This window comes from Stenotrophomonas sp. KH_036_B, from assembly GCF_057839485.1.
On the sequence record NZ_CM174491.1, the window covers coordinates 2826520 to 2843328 of the forward strand.

Here is a 16809-nt window from a genome sequence, read left to right on the forward strand (position 1 = left end):
CACATGGACTTGAAGCGCTTCACCTCCTGGCTGCTGCTGGCCGTGCTGGCCGTGTGTGCCAGCGCGCAGGCCGCGCCGCCGGTACTGGACTCGGCCGACAACGGCCTGCTGGTGCTCAGCTACCACGACATCCGCGATGACGTGGCGACCAAGGGCGACCCGGATGCGTATTCGGTAAGCACCCAGAACTTCGCCGCGCACCTGGACTGGCTGTCGGCGCATGGCTACCACCCGGTGTCGCTGTCGCAGCTGATCACCGCCTCGCAGGGCGGCACGCCGCTGCCGACCAAGCCGGTGCTGCTGACCTTCGATGACGGCCTGCGCAGCGTGTACACCAAGGTGTTCCCGCTGCTGCGCGCCTACAACTACCCGGCGCTGGTGGCGGTGATCACCGACTACGTGGACATGCCGGCCGGCCGCCAGATCGACTACGGCTACCGCCCCTTCACCCACGACGACTTCCTGACCTGGGAGCAGATCCGCGAGATGCAGCGCAGCGGCCTGGTCGAGCTGGCCAGCCACACCGACAACCTGCACCACGGCGTGCAGTCCAACCCGCAGGGCAACTCGACCCCGGCGGTGATCACGCGCACCTACGACCCGGCCACGCAGCAGTACGAAACCGCCGCACAGTACGAAGCCCGCCTGCGTACCGACCTGGGCCTGAGCGTGAAGCGCATCCAGGACAATGTGGGGGTCAGCCCGAAGGCGATCGTGTGGCCGTACGCGGCCTACAACGCACTCAGCAACAGGATCGCCGAAGATCTGGGCATGCCGGTGTCGTTCGACCTGGAAGGCCGCAGCACCCCGGTCACGCGCGACCTGCACGGGTTGGCGCGGTTGCTGGTGACCGGCAACCCGGCGGTGACCCAGCTGGCCTACGAACTGCGCCGCGACGTGGAACGCGACGGCATGCGCGCCCTGCAGATCGACCTGGACGCGGTGTACGACACCGACCCGGTGCAGCAGGCGAAAAACCTGGACGCGCTGATCGACCGGGTCAAGAAGATCGGCCCGACCCACGTGTTCCTGCAGGCGTTCGCGGATCCGGACGGCAACGGTTCGGCCGATGCACTGTACTTCCCCAACCGCCACCTGCCGATGCGCGCGGACCTGTTCAACCGCGTGGCCTGGCAGCTCAAGACCCGCGCCGGCGTGAAGGTGTACGCGTGGCTGCCGGTACTGGGCTATGAACTGAAGGACCCGGCCATCCGCGCGGCGCTGGCGATCGAGAGTCCGGAGAAGGACGGCATTTTCCGGCTCGACTTCACCCAACCGAAGGTGCGGCGGATCATCGACGACGTCTACGAAGACCTGGCCATCAACTCGTATTTCGAGGGCCTGCTGTTCCATGACGATGCCTACCTGCGCGATACCGAGCTGGCCAACCTGCCGCAGGAGGGCGACGACGGCGCGCGTACCCAGGCGCTGATCGACTTCACCCTGGAGCTGCGCACCGCCGCGCAGCGCTGGCGCCCGAAGCTGGCCACTGTGCGCAACCTGTACGCGCAGCCGGTGCTGCAGCCGCAGAGCGCCAGCTGGTTCGCCCAGCGCCTGGACCTGTTCAACAAGGCCTACGACCACACCGCGTTGATGGCGATGCCGTGGATGGAAGGCAGCCGCAATCCGGAGAAGTGGCTGGACCGGCTGGTGGTGGCCGTGCGCGAGCACGACCCGCAGTTGTCGCAGACGATGTTCGAACTGCAGACGGTGGACTGGCGCACGCAGACGCCGATTTCCGGGGAACGCCTGCGCGCGCAGATCCGACGCCTGCAGGCGCAGGGCGTGCGTCATTTCGCCTGGTACCCGGACGACTTCATTGGCGGCCGGCCGTCCACCTACGATGCGCGCGCAGCGATGTCGGCACGCACCTTCCCGTACGAGGAAAAGTGAGGCCGCCATGCATCCGCTCCTCTATCTGCTGTTCCAGTTCGCCTTCTTCTACCCGATGGTGATGGCGTTCTTCTGGATGTCCGGCGGGCTGTATTACTTCTTCCGCCGCGAACGCAAGGCGCGCCTGCGCGACGACCCGCCGCCGATGACGTACTACCCGTTCGCGTCGATCCTGATTCCCTGCCACAACGAATCGGACAACCTGGACGATACGCTCGGGGCTGCACTGGCGCAGAACTACCCGGACTTCGAGGTGATCGCCATCAACGATGGCAGCCGCGACGATACCGGCGCGCGGCTCGATGCCCTGGCGGCCATGCACCCGCGCCTGCGCTTGGTGCACCTGGACCGCAACCTGGGCAAGGCCAATGCATTGCGCATGGGCGCGCTGGCGGCGCGCTCGGAATACCTGGTCTGCATTGACGGCGATGCGATGCTGGAGGAACACGCCACCCACTGGATGGTGTGGCACCTGACCTCCGGCCCGCGCGTGGGCGCGGTGACCGGCAACCCGCGCATCCGCAACCGCTCCACCCTGCTGGGGCGGCTGCAGGTGGCGGAATTCTCGTCGATCATCGGCATGATCAAGCGCGCGCAGCGCGTGTACGGGCGCATCTTCACCATTTCCGGGGTGATCGCCGGGTTCCGCCGCACGGCGCTGCACCGCATCGGCTACTGGGCCGATGACATGATCACCGAAGACATCGACATCAGCTGGCGCCTGCAGCTGGACCATTGGGACATCCGCTACGAGCCCAATGCGCTGTGCTTCATCCTGATGCCCGAGACCCTCAAGGGACTCTGGCGGCAGCGCCTGCGCTGGGCCCAGGGCGGTGTGGAAGTGCTGCTGCGGCACGGCCGCTCGCTGTTCGACTGGCGCAAGCGGCGCATGTGGGGCGTGCTGCTGGAGTACATCCTGAGCGTGGTGTGGGCGTACACGATGCTGACCATCATCGTGCTGTGGGCGCTGGGCAAGTTCATCCCGCTGCCGCCGCAGCTGTACATCGCCACGCTGCTGCCGCAATGGCATGGCGTGATCCTGGCGCTGGTGTGCCTGCTGCAGTTTGCCAGCAGCCTGATCATCGACCGTCGTTACGAAACGCATATTGGACGTAATTACTTCTGGGTGATCTGGTACCCGATGGCGTACTGGCTCATCAGTCTGTTCACGACCCTGGTGGCCCTGCCCAAGACGCTGATGAAGCGCCGTGGCAAGCGGGCGATCTGGGTCAGTCCTGACCGGGGCATACGATGAACGCCACAAAGCCGACCCGCCGTTACGATTCGCGCCTGATCCGCAAGACGCGCCAGCAGCCCCGCCTGCAGCGCACCGCCTGGGGGTTTGTGACCATCGCCTTCTGGGGGTTCTACTTCTACCTGTGGGCGCCGCTGGTGACGGCGCTGTCCTGGCTGCTGGGTGGCCAGCTGGCGTGGCTGCAGCTGTACGAATACAAACAGCGGGTGGACCCGTTCATCGTGATCGCGCTGCCGGTGATGCTGGTGTGCTGCTCGGTGCTGCTGATCGCGTGGGCCGAGTACAACCGGCTGCGGTTTGCCGGCAAGGAACGGCGCAACCCGCGCGAGGATGTGTCGCTGGACGAGATCGCGCGCAACCTGGGCGCCAGCCCGGCGCTGGCCGCGCAGCTGGCCAGTGGCAAGGCGGTGACCCTGCACATGGACGACCAGGCCCGGCCGATCGGCCTGACCGAGCAGACCCTGCCGGGCTGATCGGGGCTGATCGGGGCTGACGGGCTGACGGGCTGATCGGGGCTAACGGGCCTGACGGGGGTAGAGCCACGCCCTGCGTGGCTGGTCTTCGGCAGGCACCGCGCTCAGCCACGCAGGGCGTGGCTCTACCGCGAAATCTGCACCGCTCAGCCACGCAGGGCGTGGCTCTACCGCGAAATCTGCACCGCGCTCAGCCACGCAGGGCGTGGCTCTACCGCGAAATCTGCACCGCGCTCAGCCACGCAGGGCGTGGCTCTACCGCGCGGGATCGGCATAGCGCGCGGTCACGTCCCCATGTGTAGACATCTTCACATCACTGACCCCGCCCGGGCGTACGCTCCGCCTCGGAGACATCCCGCACTTAACTGTGAGGGGTTATGACATGTCGTCTTTCCAGACTCTGGTCGATGAAATCGCCCGGGCAACCGGTCTTGGCCAAAACGCGCGGACGTTCATCGGTGTAGTCGCCGACTACATTTTCAAACAACCCGGCGGGTTCGCCGCATTTCGAAACAAATTCGAGAATGCCGGCCTCGGCAAGATCTTCACCTCCTGGCTGTCCGGCAAACCCAACATGCATCCGGTGGATGCCAGCCAGATCCTGGATGCCAGCCAGATCCGCAGCGCGTTGGGCAACGAGGATGTGCAGCACATAGCGGAGAAGTCCGGGATTGCCAGCGGGCTGGTGCCTTCCCTGCTGGCCACCACGCTTCCGATGCTGGTGCGGGCGGTGACCGCGGGCGGCGTCATGCCCACTTCGCTGCCGGCCGGGCTGATCGAGGGCAGGCGGAAGGCAACACAGCCCTTCCGCCTCTGGCGCTGGCTGTTGCCGATCCTGGCCCTGCTGGCGCTGGCCTACTGCGGCTGGAACATGCGCAACAAGACCCCCGCCCCGCCGCGGACCACCGCCAGCACGTCCGCACCCGCGACGCCGGCGACCGCCACGCCCGTGGCCAGCACCGAGCCACGCTTCAGCTTCAGCAACAACGGCGGCAAGATCAGCGTCGCGGGCACGCTGGCCAGCGCCGCGGAGAAGTTCCAGTTGTGGGAAGCCTTGGCCGCGACCTTCGGCCGCAGCAATCTGTCGGGCCAACTCGACGTGGATGCCAGCGTGAGACCGGCAGGGTGGCTGGACCGGCTCAAGACGATGCTGCCGGATCTCAAGGCGGACGGATTGAAGTTCGCGTTCACCGGCGACAAGGCGAAACTGGATACCTCGGCCCTGCCGGTCGCCGGGCGTGCTGCGGTCAGCACGCTGTTTCAGCAACGGCTGGGCAATGTGGAGGTGGAGGGCATGTTCGATCGCGGGGTGGAGGCCATCAACAAGCTCGAGGGCGGCTACACCGCGACCGACCTGACGGCGGCGTTGAACCTCACCACGGTCACCTTCGAGACCGGGTCGGCCAGGCTGACCCGCAGCAGCCACGACATCATCGTCAAGGCCGCCGACGCCATCGAGGGCGCGCCGGCCGGGACCAAGGTCGAGGTGGGCGGTCACACCGATCGGCAAGGCGATGCAAGGGGCAACCAGGCGTTGAGCGAGCAACGTGCGAACGCGGTGGTGGACGCGTTGGTGACCCAGGGTGTGCCAGCCGACCGGTTGGTGGCGCGCGGGTTCGGGTCGAACCAGCCGCTGGCCGACAACAACACGGACGCCGGGCGCGCGAAGAACCGGCGGATCAGCTACACGGTGCGGTGATCGCTTGCAGGACGGCGATGCAGGATGCCGGCCAAGGCCCGGCATCCTGCCGTAACGACCAACGGTCGTTACCTGCCCGGTAGGTGACGACTGTTGGTCGTCACGCCCGCACCTGCCCCGCTCCGCGTACCACGAAGCGCTCCACCGTCAGCGCTTCCAGCCCCATCGGGCCGTACGCGTGGAGGCGGGTGGTGGAGATGCCGATTTCAGCGCCCAGGCCCAGTTCGCCGCCATCGGAGAACCGCGACGAGGCGTTGACCATCACCACCGCCGACCGCAGCGCCTGCACGAACCGCTCGGCCGCGGCGGCATCCTCGGTGGCGATCACTTCCGTGTGGTCCGAGCTGTACTGCTGGATGTGCGCCAGCGCCTGCGTGATGTCGTCGACCACGCGCACGGCAATGATCAGGTCCAGATACTCGGCCGCGAAGTCCTCGTCGGTGGCCAGCGCTGCTTCGGGCAGCCACTGACGTGCGCGTGCATCGGCGCGGATCTCAACGCCGCGTTCGCGCAACGCGGCGTCGGCCAACGGCAGGAACGTGGCGGCCACATCGGCATGTACCAGCAGCGTCTCCAGCGAATTGCAGGCCGACGGGCGGCTGCACTTGCCATCCACCAGCAGCGCCACCGCCTGCGGCAGGTCGGCGGCGCGGTCCACGTAGAGGTGGCACACGCCCTTGTAGTGCTTGATCACCGGCACCCGTGCATGTTCGGCCACGAACCGGATCAGCCCTTCCCCGCCGCGCGGAATCGCCAGGTCGATCAGGTCACTGAGCTGCAACAAGGCAAGCATGGTCTCCCGGCGCAGGTCTTCCACGAGGGTCAACGCCGCGTCGGGCACGCCGGCCTCGCGCAATGCGCGCTTCAGCGAGGCGGCAATGGCGGTGTTGGACTGGATGGCCTCCGAGCCGCCGCGCAGGATCACGCCGTTGCCTGCCTTGATGCACAGCGCGGCCGCATCGGCGGTCACGTTGGGGCGTGCTTCGTAGATCATGGCGATCACGCCCAGCGGCACGCGCACCTTCTGCACGCGGATGCCGTTGGGGCGCACGTCGTCGCGGGTGACCGTGCCGACCGGATCGGGCAGCGCCGCTACCTCGCGCAATGCCGCGCTGACGGCGGACAGCCGGGCCGGGTTCAGTGCCAGGCGGTCGAGCATGGCACTGCCGACGCCGTTGGCTTCGGCGGCGGCGAGATCCCGGGCGTTGGCGGCGAGGATGGTGTCGGTGTCGGCGTCCAGTGCATCGGCCATGGCGGCCAGCAGCGCGGCCTTGGCGGCGGACGAGAGCTGCGCAAGGACCTGGGCGGCGTCACGGCAGGCCAGCGCCTGGGTGCGGATATCAGCTGCGGGGCTGCCAACCATCTCAATCTCCTGGGGATAAACAGTGTAGAGCCACGCCCTGCGTGGCTGCGTGGCTGCGTGGCTGCGCGGTGCGTCGGCTGCGTTCGGCAATGCAGCCACGCAGGGCGTGGCTCTACGGGGCAATGCAGCCACGCAGGGCGTGGCTCTACGGGTGAATGCAGCCACGCAGGGCGTGGCTCTGCGGGTGCGGGTGTCGTGATGTTCACACCAGCACCAGATCATCGCGGTGGATCACGTTGCCACCATAGTTGTAGCCCAGTACGCTCTCGATGTCGCGCGAATGCCGCCCGGCCACGCGGCGGATGTCGCTGGCCGAGTACTGCGTGACGCCGCGTGCAAGCCGCACTTCGCCACCGGCGTGGCGCAGCCGCACCTCCACCATGTCGCCGCGGCGGAAGTCGCCCTCGGCACCGGTCACGCCACCCGGCAGCAGCGAGGCCCCCTTGTCGCGCAGCGCGGCGGCGGCACCTTCATCGATGACGATGGCACCGGCCTCCAGCGGCGCATGCCGCAGCCAGTACTTTCGCGCCGCATCGCGGGTCTGCCCGGCGTGGATGCGGGTACCGAACAACCGTCCCTGGGCCAGCGCGCGCACCACGTCGGCATCGCGGCCGTTGAACAGGCAGGTGTCGATGCCCACGCGACCGGCCTTGGCCGCCGCCTCCAGTTTGGTGTGCATGCCGCCGGTACCCGCACCACTGCCGGCACCCCCCGCCATGGCCAGCACCTCGATGGTCAGCTCGGGCACGTCATGGATCGGCCGCGCCTGCGGGTTGCGGCGCGGGTCGGCGCTGTACAGGCCGTCGATGTCGGTGGCGATGAACAGCACGTCCGCATCGATCAGGGCCGCCACCGTGGCCGCCAGGTTGTCGTTGTCGCCGAGCTTGAGCTCGTCCACGGATACCGTGTCGTTCTCGTTCACCACCGGCAGCGCGCCCAGCCGCAGCAGCTCATTGAGCGTGGCGCGTGCGTTGAGATAGCGTCGGCGGTTGCGCAGGTCGTCGTGGGTGAGCAGCACCTGCGCCACCGGGCGTTCGAAGAAGCGCTGCCACAGCCCGATCAGCTGCGCCTGGCCGAGCGCGGCCAGCGCCTGGCGCGCGGCCATGGCGGCGCCTGCCTCGATCGCACGCGGCACGATCGCGCGCCCTGCGGCCACCGCGCCCGACGACACGATCACCACCTCGCGCCCGGCGAGCACGTTGGCCGAAACGAACTGCGCCAGGCCCAGCGCATGCCGCGGCGACAGCCCGCCCCCATCGGCAGCCAGCAGACTGCTGCCGACCTTGAGCACGGCGCGCTTCCAGCCAGGCACGGGCTGTTCGGGAAACGGGGACTGCACGGGACCCAGGCTCATCGCAGCGGCGCCCTCAGCGGGTGGACCATTCGTGGACGGTCGCGGTGGCGCTGCCCAGGGTCATCAGTGGATCGGCATCGACGATGGCCTGCGCGGCGGCGCAGTCGGCCACGTTGTGCAGCACGTAGGCGCCGCCGGTCTTGTCGGTGAAGCCGCCGGTGAGGAGCAGCTGGTCGCGGGTGCGCAGCTCGTCCAGGAAACGAACGTGCTCGGTACCCGCGTCATCGCGGAACTCGGGGGTGCGGGTAACCAGTACGAGATAGCAGATCTTCATGCGGATTTCCGTTGATTCATGCCGATACAGGAACGGCGGCCAGTGGCCGCCGTTCTGCGTTACACCAGCGCCGCCCAGCGCGCGCGCAGTTCATCCAGCCGCAGGTCGGCGGCCGCGCCGGGCGACACGCGCGCGGCCAGACTGCCTTCGGGCGTGCGCCCCTGCCCCGCCGTGTCCGATGCCGCCGCCGCGGCCTTGTAGGCCTCGCGGAACGGCACGCCGGCCACGGCCGCTTCCACGGCAACGTCAGTCGCATACATGCCGGAGTCGATGGCCGCGCGCAGCTTGTCTTCGCGCCACTCCAGGTTGGCCAGCAGCGCCGGCAGCAGTTCCAGCGCCGCCAGGCCACGGCCGAAGCCGTGGAAGATGGCGCCCTTGCTGCCCTGCAGGTCGCGGTGGTACCCCGACGGCAGCGACAGCAGCTGCTCGATCTCGGTACGCGCGGCGGCCACGCTGGCATGGGTGGCGCGCATCAGTTCGATCACGTCCGGGTTGCGCTTGTTGGGCATGATCGAGCTGCCGGTGGTGTACTGCGCCGGCAGCGCCACGAAGCCGTACTCGCCACTGGTGAACAGCGACAGGTCCCACGCCAGGCGCCGCAGGTCCAGGGTGGCACCGCCCAGCGCCTCCAGCGCGGCCAGTTCGAACTTGCCGCGCGACAGCTGCGCGTAGATCGGCGACACCTGCATGCGCGCAAAGCCCAGCGCATGGGTGGTGTGCGCGCGGTCCAGCGGCAGGTTGACGCCGTAGCCGGCGGCGGTGCCCAGCGGATTGGCGTCCACCAGCGCGAAGGTGTCGTGTGCGCGGGTGGCGTTGTCGATGAAGGCTTCGGCCCAGCCGGCCCACCACATGCCCGCCGAGGACACCACGGCGCGCTGGATGTGGGTGTAGCCCGGCACCGGCAGGTCCTTCTCGGCCTCGGCACGGTCGAGCGCGACCTTGGCGATCTCGCGGCTCAGTTCGCCCACACGCCGCAGCTTGTCCTTCAGCCACAAACGGGTAGCCACCAGGATCTGGTCATTGCGGCTGCGGCCGGTGTGGATCTTGCGGCCGGCATCGCCGAGGCGCTCGGTCAACCGCGCCTCGATGGCCGAATGGCAATCCTCGAACCGCTCGTCGAGCACGAAGGCGCCGCTGCGGAAATCGTCGGCCAGGACGTCCAGCTCGCGCTGCAGGTCGGTACGCTCGGCGGTATCGAGGATGCCGATGTTCTCCAGGCCCTGCGCGTGCGCCTTGCTGGCGGCAACGTCGTAGAGGAAGAACTCACGGTCCAGGATGACGTCATCGCCAGCCAGGAAGGTCTGGATCTTCGCGTCTACCGCCACGCCGGGCTTCTGCCAAAGAAGGTCTGCCATGTCTTGCTCCAATCAATGCGGAATTGCGGTGAGTTCGTCCAGGCCCAGGGCCAGGTTGAGGTTCTGCATGGCCTGGGTGGCCGCGCCCTTGAGCAGGTTGTCCAAGGTCGCCACGACGACCACGCGCTTGCCGCCCGGGGCCACGTCGAAGCCGCCGATCTGCACGCCGTGGCGGCCGGCGATGCGGCTCACCCACGGCGCTTCGTCGAGGATTTCGACCAGCGCCTCGTTGGCATAGAAGCGACGGTAGGCGTCCACGATCTGCTCGCGGCTCAGCGGCTGCTGCAGCCACAGGTTGACGGTCATGGTGATGCCACGGAAATGTGGTGCCACGTGCGGCATGAACTCCACCGGCACGCGCAGGTGCGCGGTGACTTCGCGCTCGTGCACGTGGTTGGTGAGCGCATACGGCATGAGGTTGTCGCGCAGCAGTTCGGGGTTGTTCTTGTCCGACGGGCTGGTGCCCGCACCGGAGTACCCGGAGACGCCGAAGCACTGCGGCGGGCCGGCCAGCTGGTCCAGCAGCGGGCTGATCGCCAGCTGCATGGCGGTGGCGTAGCAGCCCGGATTGCTGATGTGCGTCTGCCCGGTGTAGTCGCCGCGGGTCAGTTCGGGCAGACCGTAGTACCAGCTGCCCTCGAAGCGATGGTCGGCCGACAGGTCGACGATCACGGTGCCCGGTCGCGCGGCGTCCAGCGCAGCCACGAACGGCGCGGAGAGGTTGTTGGGCAGCGCCAGGATCACCGCGTCCACGCCCTTGGCGGCAACGGCGTCGGCATCGAGATTCTCGAAGGCGATATCGCCGGTGATCTCGGGATAGTGCTCACCCACGCGCTGCCCGGCCAGCTCGCGCGAGGACACGAAGCCCAGCGACAGCTGCGGATGCGCGGCGATCAGTTTGACCAGCTCGGCGCCGGTATGGCCACGGGCACCGACGATGCCGATGGTGAATGTTGCTTTGGAAGTGCTCATGCGTGTGCGTCCAGGCGGTCCTGCAGGGCGCGCTTCACGTCCTGCCATTCCGAATCGATGATGGAGAAGACGACCGTGTCGCGCGGGGTGCCGTTGGGGTGACGCTTGTGGTTGCGCAGCACGCCTTCCTGGGTAGCGCCCAGCCGCGCGATCGCCGCGCGCGATGCAGCGTTGTGCGAGCTGGTTTCAAACGCCACGCTGATGCACTTCAACCGCTCGAAGGCGTGGGTAAGCAGCATCAGCTTGGCCTGTGTGTTCACGCCGGTGCGCTGCGCGGAGGGGCCGTACCAGGTGTAGCCGATGCTCAGCCGCGGCACGTCTTCCTCCAGCGCGTAGTAGCGGGTGCTGCCCACCACGTTACCGTCTACGTTGAGCACCGCGAACGGCAGCACCTTGCCTGCGGCCTGGTCCTGCAGCGCCGCCTGCACATACCCGGTCATGGTCTTGGCGCTGGGGACCTGCGCGTACCACAGCTCGGACAACGCGCCGTCGCCCAGCGCACCGCGCAGACCGTCGATGTGGGCCATCTGCAACGGCTCCAGCCGTGCATGCCGGCCGTCCAGCGTAGGGACCTTGGTCCAGTCGGCATGATTCATGGGGTCAGCCCTCCAGGCTCGGGGTGCGCGTGGCGCAATGGTCGACATAGGTGCGGATGCGATCAAAGCCATCGGCGCCGAACCAGAACACCTTCCAATGGTCCTGCTTGTAGCAGCCATCGGATTCGGCGTAGTAGAAATGATTGATCGGGTTGCCGTGGCGCGAGCGCCAGAACAGCTGCGGGGTTTCGTCCAGCATCACGTTCCAGACCGCGCGGCCCAGGCCTTCGCCCTGCGCGTCGTCGAGCACGGCGAACTTGTCCAGGTACACGCCCTCGGCCTCGTCGGTGAGGATCACCGCGGCGCGGTAGTTCTCGCTGACGTAGGCGCGCAGCAGCCGGGTCTTGTCGAAGTAGTGCGGCACCAGCGTGCGGCCGAAGCTGGACTCGATCAGGCCCTTCAGCCGCGGCAGGTCGAGTTCGCTCCAGTCGGTGGCGCGCAGTACGCGCTCACCCTTGCGCACCAGCGTGCCGGAGCCCTTGTGGGTGAACAGTTCCTTGGCCAGGTCTGCGGGCCGAGTGATCGACACCGACGACTCCAGCGGCAGGCGGTCCAGCAGATCCTTGATCTGTTCGATCTTGACCCGCATGCCACCGTGGATCCACGGCTGCTGCATGAGCTGGTCGTACTCGGTGGACAGGTTGATCGAGTCGATCACGTTGCCCTCTTCGTCGAGCAGGCCACCGGTGCCGGTAAGGAAGATGATCTTGTACGGCTGCAGTTCCTGCACCAGCTCGTTGGCGGCGAAGTCGGCGTTGACGTTGAGGATCTGCCCGCAGCGGGTCTCGCCCAGGCTGGTGATCACCGGGATGGAGCCGGCCCGCAGGCTGGCTTCGATCGGTGCGAGGTTGACCTTCTTCACCTCGCCCACCAGGCCGTAGGTGGCCTGGTCCAGGTACTCGGCCTCGAACACGCCGCCGGTGATGGAGGTGGCGCGTGCGCCGTTCTGCTGCAGCGCTTCCACCAGCTGCAGGTTGGAGGCCTGGAACACCCGGCGCACGATGGCCAGGCCTTCCGGCGAGGTCACGCGCAGGCCGTTGACGGTTTCCTTGACGATCCCCGCTGCCGACAGCTCGGCATCCAGCTGCGGGCCGGCGCCGTGCAGCACGATCGGGGTGAGGCCGACTTCCTGCAGGAACGACAGCGAGGACGTCAGCGCATCGAGGTCGTCGCGCAGCACCGCGCCGCCGACCTTGACCACGGCGAAGCGCTTGGCGTCCACCTGTGAGAAGCGCTTGAGGTACTGGCTGATCTCTTTCGCGCTGGCCATGCTCGAGAGCAGGCGCACGATGGTCTGGCGGGTCTGGCGGTGGGGCTGGAGGGCAGGAGACATGTCGGTTTCATCACAGGCGGCGGTCGCCGCGTTGCAGGTCCGACCGGCAAAGCCGGGCGGCATGTTCAAGGGTCAGGCGCGGGCGCTGATGATGCGGTGCACGGCGTCGGTGTAACGCTGCAGCTGCTCAAGCGTCACGAACTCATCGGCGGTGTGGGCCTGGGCGATGTCACCCGGGCCATACACCAGGGTGGTGTAGCCACCGGCCGAGAACAGCGAGGCTTCGGTCCAGAAGTCCACGGCGTTGCCGATCGGCAGGTCCAGCGCATCGGCCACGTCGCGTGCGAGCAGGCGGCGGTTCTCCGCCTCGGCAATGTCGCCGGCCGGCAGGCTGGGGCCACGGAAGGTTTCGGTGAACAGCGCGGCCTCGGGCTCGGCGAAACCGGCAAAGGTGGCCAGCAGCGCGTCGATGTCCATCGACGGCAGCGGGCGGAAACCAAACCGCAGTTCGGCGGCCGGGGCGATCATGTTGGCCTTGATGCCGCCTTCGACCCGGCCGATGTTGAAGCGCAGCCCGGTGAGGCCGCCGAAGCGTGCATGCGCCAGCGATTCCACGTGGTCCAGCGCGCGGTTGCCCCAGCGCATGGCCTGGTGCAGTGCACTGGCGGCCGCGTCCTGCTTGCCGGAGGCATGCCCGGCGCGGCCGGCGAAGTTCATCAGCACCGAACTGATGCCACGGTGCGCGAGCACCGCTTCGCTCATGGTCGGCTCGGCCACCAGCACGGCGTCGTAAGGAATGCCGCGCGCCAGGAAGGCGGCGATGCAGCGCGGGTCGTTGGCTTCCTCGTCGCTGGAAAACAGGAACGCGGCGTCGCCATCGCTGGCATTGGCCGCGGCCACCAGTGCGGCGGCCGCGCCCTTGATGTCGCAGACACCCAGCCCGATCACGCGGTCATCGCTACGCCGCATCACGTGCGGGTCGGCGCTCCAATGCGGGGAATCGGGCACGGTGTCCAGGTGCACGTTGAACAGGTACCGCGGCGTGCCCCGCACCGCATACAGGCTGACCGCACCGTCGCCATGGTCGATCACGTCCACGTTGAACCCGGGCAGGTTCGCGCGCAGGTAATCGAAGATGCCACCGGTGGTGATCGCGCGCGGCGGATTGCGGGTGTCGAAGGACACCAGTGCCTGCAGGTGGTTGAGGGTCTGTTCCAACATGTGTCTGAAAATCCATCAAGGAGGGTAGTGCCGGCCGCTGGCCGGCTCTGCAAGCCCGTAGTGCCGGCCACCGGCCGGCTCTGCAAGCCCGTAGTGCCGGCCACCGGCCGGCTCTGCAAGCCCGTAGTGCCGGCCGCTGGCCGGCTCTGCAATGATCCGGCCGTGCTGGGAGCCGGCCAGCGGCCGGCACTACGTTAAATCGGCTTTACGAGGAGCCGGCCAGCGGCCGGCACTACGTTAAATCAGCTTTACGAGGAGCCGGCCAGCGGCCGGCACTACGTAAAATCGGCTTTACGAGGAGCCGGCCAGCGGCCGGCACTACGTGAAATCGGCTTTGCGAGGAGCCGGCCAGCGGCCGGCACTACGCGGAGCCGGGCACGCGTCAATCGCGGTCAGCCGCGATTGACCTGCGCGTACACGGTAGAGCTCATGCCGAACAGCTTGATGAAGCCTTCCGCCTCTTCCACGCCCCAATCGGCCGACTGCGCGTAGGTGGCGCCCTTGGTGTTGAGCAGGTGCGGCGACTTCACCGCCACCGCGTCCACGCGGCCACCACGGGTTTCCAGCACCACTTCGCCGTTGACCTTGGTCTGCGAGGACTTCAGGAATGCTTCGATGTCGGTCTTGAGCGGGTCGTGGTAGAAGCCTTCGTACACCAGCTCCACCCACTTGCGGGCCACGTCGGGCTTGAAGCGGTTCTGTTGCTTGGTCAGCACGGCATCTTCCAGCGCGCGGTGCGCGGCCAGCAGCGAGACCAGACCCGGCGCCTCGAACACGATGCGGCCCTTCAGGCCGATCACGGTGTCGCCGGTGTACACGCCACGGCCCACGCCGTAGGGCGCGAACAGCTTGTTGAGCTTGGCCAGGATCTGCTCACCCGGCAGCGCCTTGCCATCCAGCTCGACCGCTTCACCTTCGACGAACGTCAGGGTCACGGTCAGCGCCTCGGCCGGCCATTCGCTGCGCGGTGCGCACCAGCCGCGTGCGCCTTCGCCCGGGGCTTCCCAACGGTCGATCTCGCCGCCGGACATGGTCAGGCCCAGCAGGTTTTCATTGATGGTGTAGGCCTGCTGCTTGGCGCGCACGCCGAAGCCGCGCTCTTCCAGGTACTTCTGCTCGTAGGCGCGGGTCTGGGTGTGTTCCTTCTGGATTTCGCGGATCGGCGCGACGATCTGGTAGTCGCCCAGCGCCTTCACGGCCAGGTCGAAGCGGACCTGGTCGTTGCCCATGCCGGTGCAGCCGTGGGCAATGATGTTGGTACCCAGTTCGGCGGCGCGCTTGAGCGCGGCATCGACGATCAGGTAACGGTCCGACACCAGCAGCGGGTACTGGCCCTGGTAGCCCTCGCCGGCCCACACGAACGGCTTGACGAAGCCACTCCAGATCGCCGGGCCACCGTCGACGGTGACATGGCTGGCCACGCCCAGTTCGGCGGCGCGCTTTTCGATGAAATCGCGCTCTTCGTCATCCACGCCGCCGGTGTCGGCGAACACGGTGTGCACGGCATAGCCGCGTTCCTGCAGGTAAGGCACGCAGAAGCTGGTGTCGAGTCCGCCGGAGAAGGCCAGGACGATGTCTTTCTTGCTCATGGAGGTAGGGTCCGAAATGGGGGGCGGAAATGGGAAACGGTTATTGCGTTCTGGATCGTAGCGCCACGCCCTGCGTGGCTGCGTTTGGTTCTGGTGTAGAGCCACGCCCTGCGTGGCTAGCCGACTAACAGTCGGCTCTACCGTCGGCGGTAACCCGCCGACCGCGGCCGGTGGCCATCACCGGCCGGCCAGCGCCGACATGATCGCCTTCTGCACGTGCAGGCGGTTCTCGGCTTCGTTGATCGCAATGCACTGTGCGGAGTCCATGACGCCGTCGGTTGCCTTGACGTTGCGACGAAGCGGCAGGCAATGACTGAACACGCCGTTGTTGGTCATGGCCATCTTGGCCTCGTCCACGATGAAGTGCTTGTACTGGTCGCGGATGGGCTTTTCCGGTTCCCAGTTGCCGAAGAACGGCAGCGCGCCCCAGCTCTTGGCGTAGACCACGTCGGCACCGGAATAGGCGCTGGCGATGTCATGGCTGATCTTCAGCGAACCGCCGCTCTCGGCGACGTTCTGCTCGGCCCAGCCCATGTAACGGTCGTCCAGGATGTAGTCGGCGGTCGGGCACAGCAGGGTCACGTCCATGCCCATGCGGGTGGCGATGGTCAGCGCCGAGTTGGCCACTGCGGTGTTCAGCGGCTTGGGGTGATAGGTCCAGGTCAACACGTACTTCTTGCCGCGCAGGTCCTGGGTGCCGAAGTGTTCCTGCAGCGCCATCACGTGGGCCAGTTCCTGGCACGGGTGGGTGATGGTTTCCATGTTGATCACCGGCACCGGCGAGTACCTGGCGAAGGCCTTGAGCACGATGTCCTCGCGGTCCTGCGCCCAGTCGATGAACTTCGGGAACGCGCGCACGCCGATCATGTCGACGTAGCGGCCCAGCACCTTGGCCACCTCGGCCACGTGCTCTTCGGTGTCGCCGTCCATCACAGTGCCCAGGTTGAACTCGATCGGCCATGCGTCCTTGCCCGGCTGCAGCACGATCGCGTGCCCGCCCAGCTGGAAGGCACCCAGCTCGAAGCTGGTGCGGGTGCGCATGGAGGGATTGAAGAACACCAGGGCAATCGACTTGCCCTTGAGCTCGTCGCCCAGCTTGTTGCGCTTGAACAGCGCGGCCTGGGTCAGCAGGGCATCCAGGTCGGTGCGGCTCCAGTCCTGGGTGTTCAGGAAGTGCTTCAGGGACATCGATCGATCCTTTGAGGCGGGGTTCAATGGAAGAAAGGGTACAAATGCAACTTTTCAAATCGTAGAAACGAAAAAACCCAGCGCGGGGGCTGGGTTTTCCGAACAGACAGCACGAAGCTCCGGTTACCCAGCGAAAATGTGGGGTTCCGGTCGGCGGGCACGCGACGTCATGCCCGTGGCCATACGGGCGGCGCTGGTGTCGTGCTGGAAGTCGGTGAGTTTCATGGCCGCCAATCTTTGCATGTGGTTGACGCCGGCGCAACCCTTGGGTGGGGCATCGGGCCGGGCGGCCGCCAGGCAGGGC

At 67.3% G+C, this 16809-nt stretch carries 14 protein-coding genes; 4 read left to right on the forward strand and 10 right to left on the reverse strand.

Translation table 11 applies throughout. The features are described 5' to 3' along the window. Positions 1 to 3 precede the first annotated feature (3 nt). The 4 genes from pgaB to AC3ITN_RS12680 all read left to right on the forward strand — a co-directional run bounded on the left by pgaB (position 4) and on the right by AC3ITN_RS12680 (position 5320). Complete coding sequence (pgaB, locus tag AC3ITN_RS12665) at positions 4 to 1893, forward strand: poly-beta-1,6-N-acetyl-D-glucosamine N-deacetylase PgaB (protein WP_489390732.1); 1890 nt, start codon at positions 4 to 6, stop codon at positions 1891 to 1893. Between the two features lie 7 nt (positions 1894 to 1900). Further along, positions 1901 to 3148 (forward strand): poly-beta-1,6-N-acetyl-D-glucosamine synthase, encoded by a 1248-nt coding sequence (gene pgaC, locus AC3ITN_RS12670; RefSeq protein ID WP_489390733.1) that lies wholly within the window; start codon positions 1901 to 1903, stop codon positions 3146 to 3148. Further along, positions 3145 to 3621: a poly-beta-1,6-N-acetyl-D-glucosamine biosynthesis protein PgaD gene (gene pgaD / locus AC3ITN_RS12675; RefSeq protein WP_489390734.1), complete on the forward strand. Its 477-nt coding sequence runs from the start codon at positions 3145 to 3147 to the stop codon at positions 3619 to 3621. Before pgaC ends, pgaD begins: the two co-directional genes overlap by 4 nt. 382 nt (positions 3622 to 4003) lie before the next feature. Continuing rightward, on the forward strand, positions 4004 to 5320 hold the full coding sequence (locus AC3ITN_RS12680; protein WP_489390735.1) for an OmpA family protein: 1317 nt from the start codon (positions 4004 to 4006) through the stop codon (positions 5318 to 5320). A 100-nt stretch (positions 5321 to 5420) separates the two neighbouring features. Here AC3ITN_RS12680 and AC3ITN_RS12685 read toward each other — a convergent pair whose 3' ends face one another. The 10 genes from AC3ITN_RS12685 to AC3ITN_RS12730 all read right to left on the reverse strand — a co-directional run bounded on the left by AC3ITN_RS12685 (position 5421) and on the right by AC3ITN_RS12730 (position 16505). Further along, on the reverse strand, positions 5421 to 6683 hold the full coding sequence (locus AC3ITN_RS12685; RefSeq protein WP_489390736.1) for a glutamate-5-semialdehyde dehydrogenase: 1263 nt from the start codon (positions 6681 to 6683) through the stop codon (positions 5421 to 5423). Positions 6684 to 6885: 202 nt separating this feature from the next. Further along, entirely contained in the window at positions 6886 to 8037 is a 1152-nt protein-coding gene (gene proB / locus AC3ITN_RS12690) for a glutamate 5-kinase (RefSeq protein ID WP_489390737.1), read from the reverse strand. Positions 8038 to 8050: 13 nt separating this feature from the next. After that, positions 8051 to 8311, reverse strand: a complete 261-nt coding sequence (locus AC3ITN_RS12695; RefSeq protein WP_313344872.1) for a YciI family protein — start codon at positions 8309 to 8311, stop codon at positions 8051 to 8053. A 59-nt stretch (positions 8312 to 8370) separates the two neighbouring features. Further along, positions 8371 to 9666, reverse strand: coding sequence for an argininosuccinate lyase (argH, locus tag AC3ITN_RS12700; protein WP_313344869.1), 1296 nt, complete (start codon positions 9664 to 9666; stop codon positions 8371 to 8373). Positions 9667 to 9678: 12 nt separating this feature from the next. Then, positions 9679 to 10638 (reverse strand): N-acetyl-gamma-glutamyl-phosphate reductase, encoded by a 960-nt coding sequence (gene argC / locus AC3ITN_RS12705; protein ID WP_489390738.1) that lies wholly within the window; start codon positions 10636 to 10638, stop codon positions 9679 to 9681. Further along, positions 10635 to 11234, reverse strand: a complete 600-nt coding sequence (locus AC3ITN_RS12710; protein ID WP_489390739.1) for a GNAT family N-acetyltransferase — start codon at positions 11232 to 11234, stop codon at positions 10635 to 10637. Before AC3ITN_RS12710 ends, argC begins: the two co-directional genes overlap by 4 nt. Positions 11235 to 11238: 4 nt before the next feature. Beyond that, positions 11239 to 12567, reverse strand: coding sequence for an acetylglutamate kinase (locus tag AC3ITN_RS12715; protein ID WP_489390740.1), 1329 nt, complete (start codon positions 12565 to 12567; stop codon positions 11239 to 11241). A 72-nt stretch (positions 12568 to 12639) separates the two neighbouring features. Further along, positions 12640 to 13728, reverse strand: coding sequence for an acetylornithine deacetylase (locus AC3ITN_RS12720; RefSeq protein WP_489390741.1), 1089 nt, complete (start codon positions 13726 to 13728; stop codon positions 12640 to 12642). Between the two features lie 392 nt (positions 13729 to 14120). After that, positions 14121 to 15317 carry an argininosuccinate synthase gene (locus AC3ITN_RS12725; RefSeq protein WP_313344856.1) on the reverse strand — a complete coding sequence of 399 codons (1197 nt, stop codon included), beginning with the start codon at positions 15315 to 15317 and terminating at the stop codon, positions 14121 to 14123. Positions 15318 to 15494: 177 nt separating this feature from the next. Next, on the reverse strand, positions 15495 to 16505 hold the full coding sequence (locus tag AC3ITN_RS12730; protein ID WP_489390742.1) for an N-acetylornithine carbamoyltransferase: 1011 nt from the start codon (positions 16503 to 16505) through the stop codon (positions 15495 to 15497). Positions 16506 to 16809: the final 304 nt, after the last annotated feature.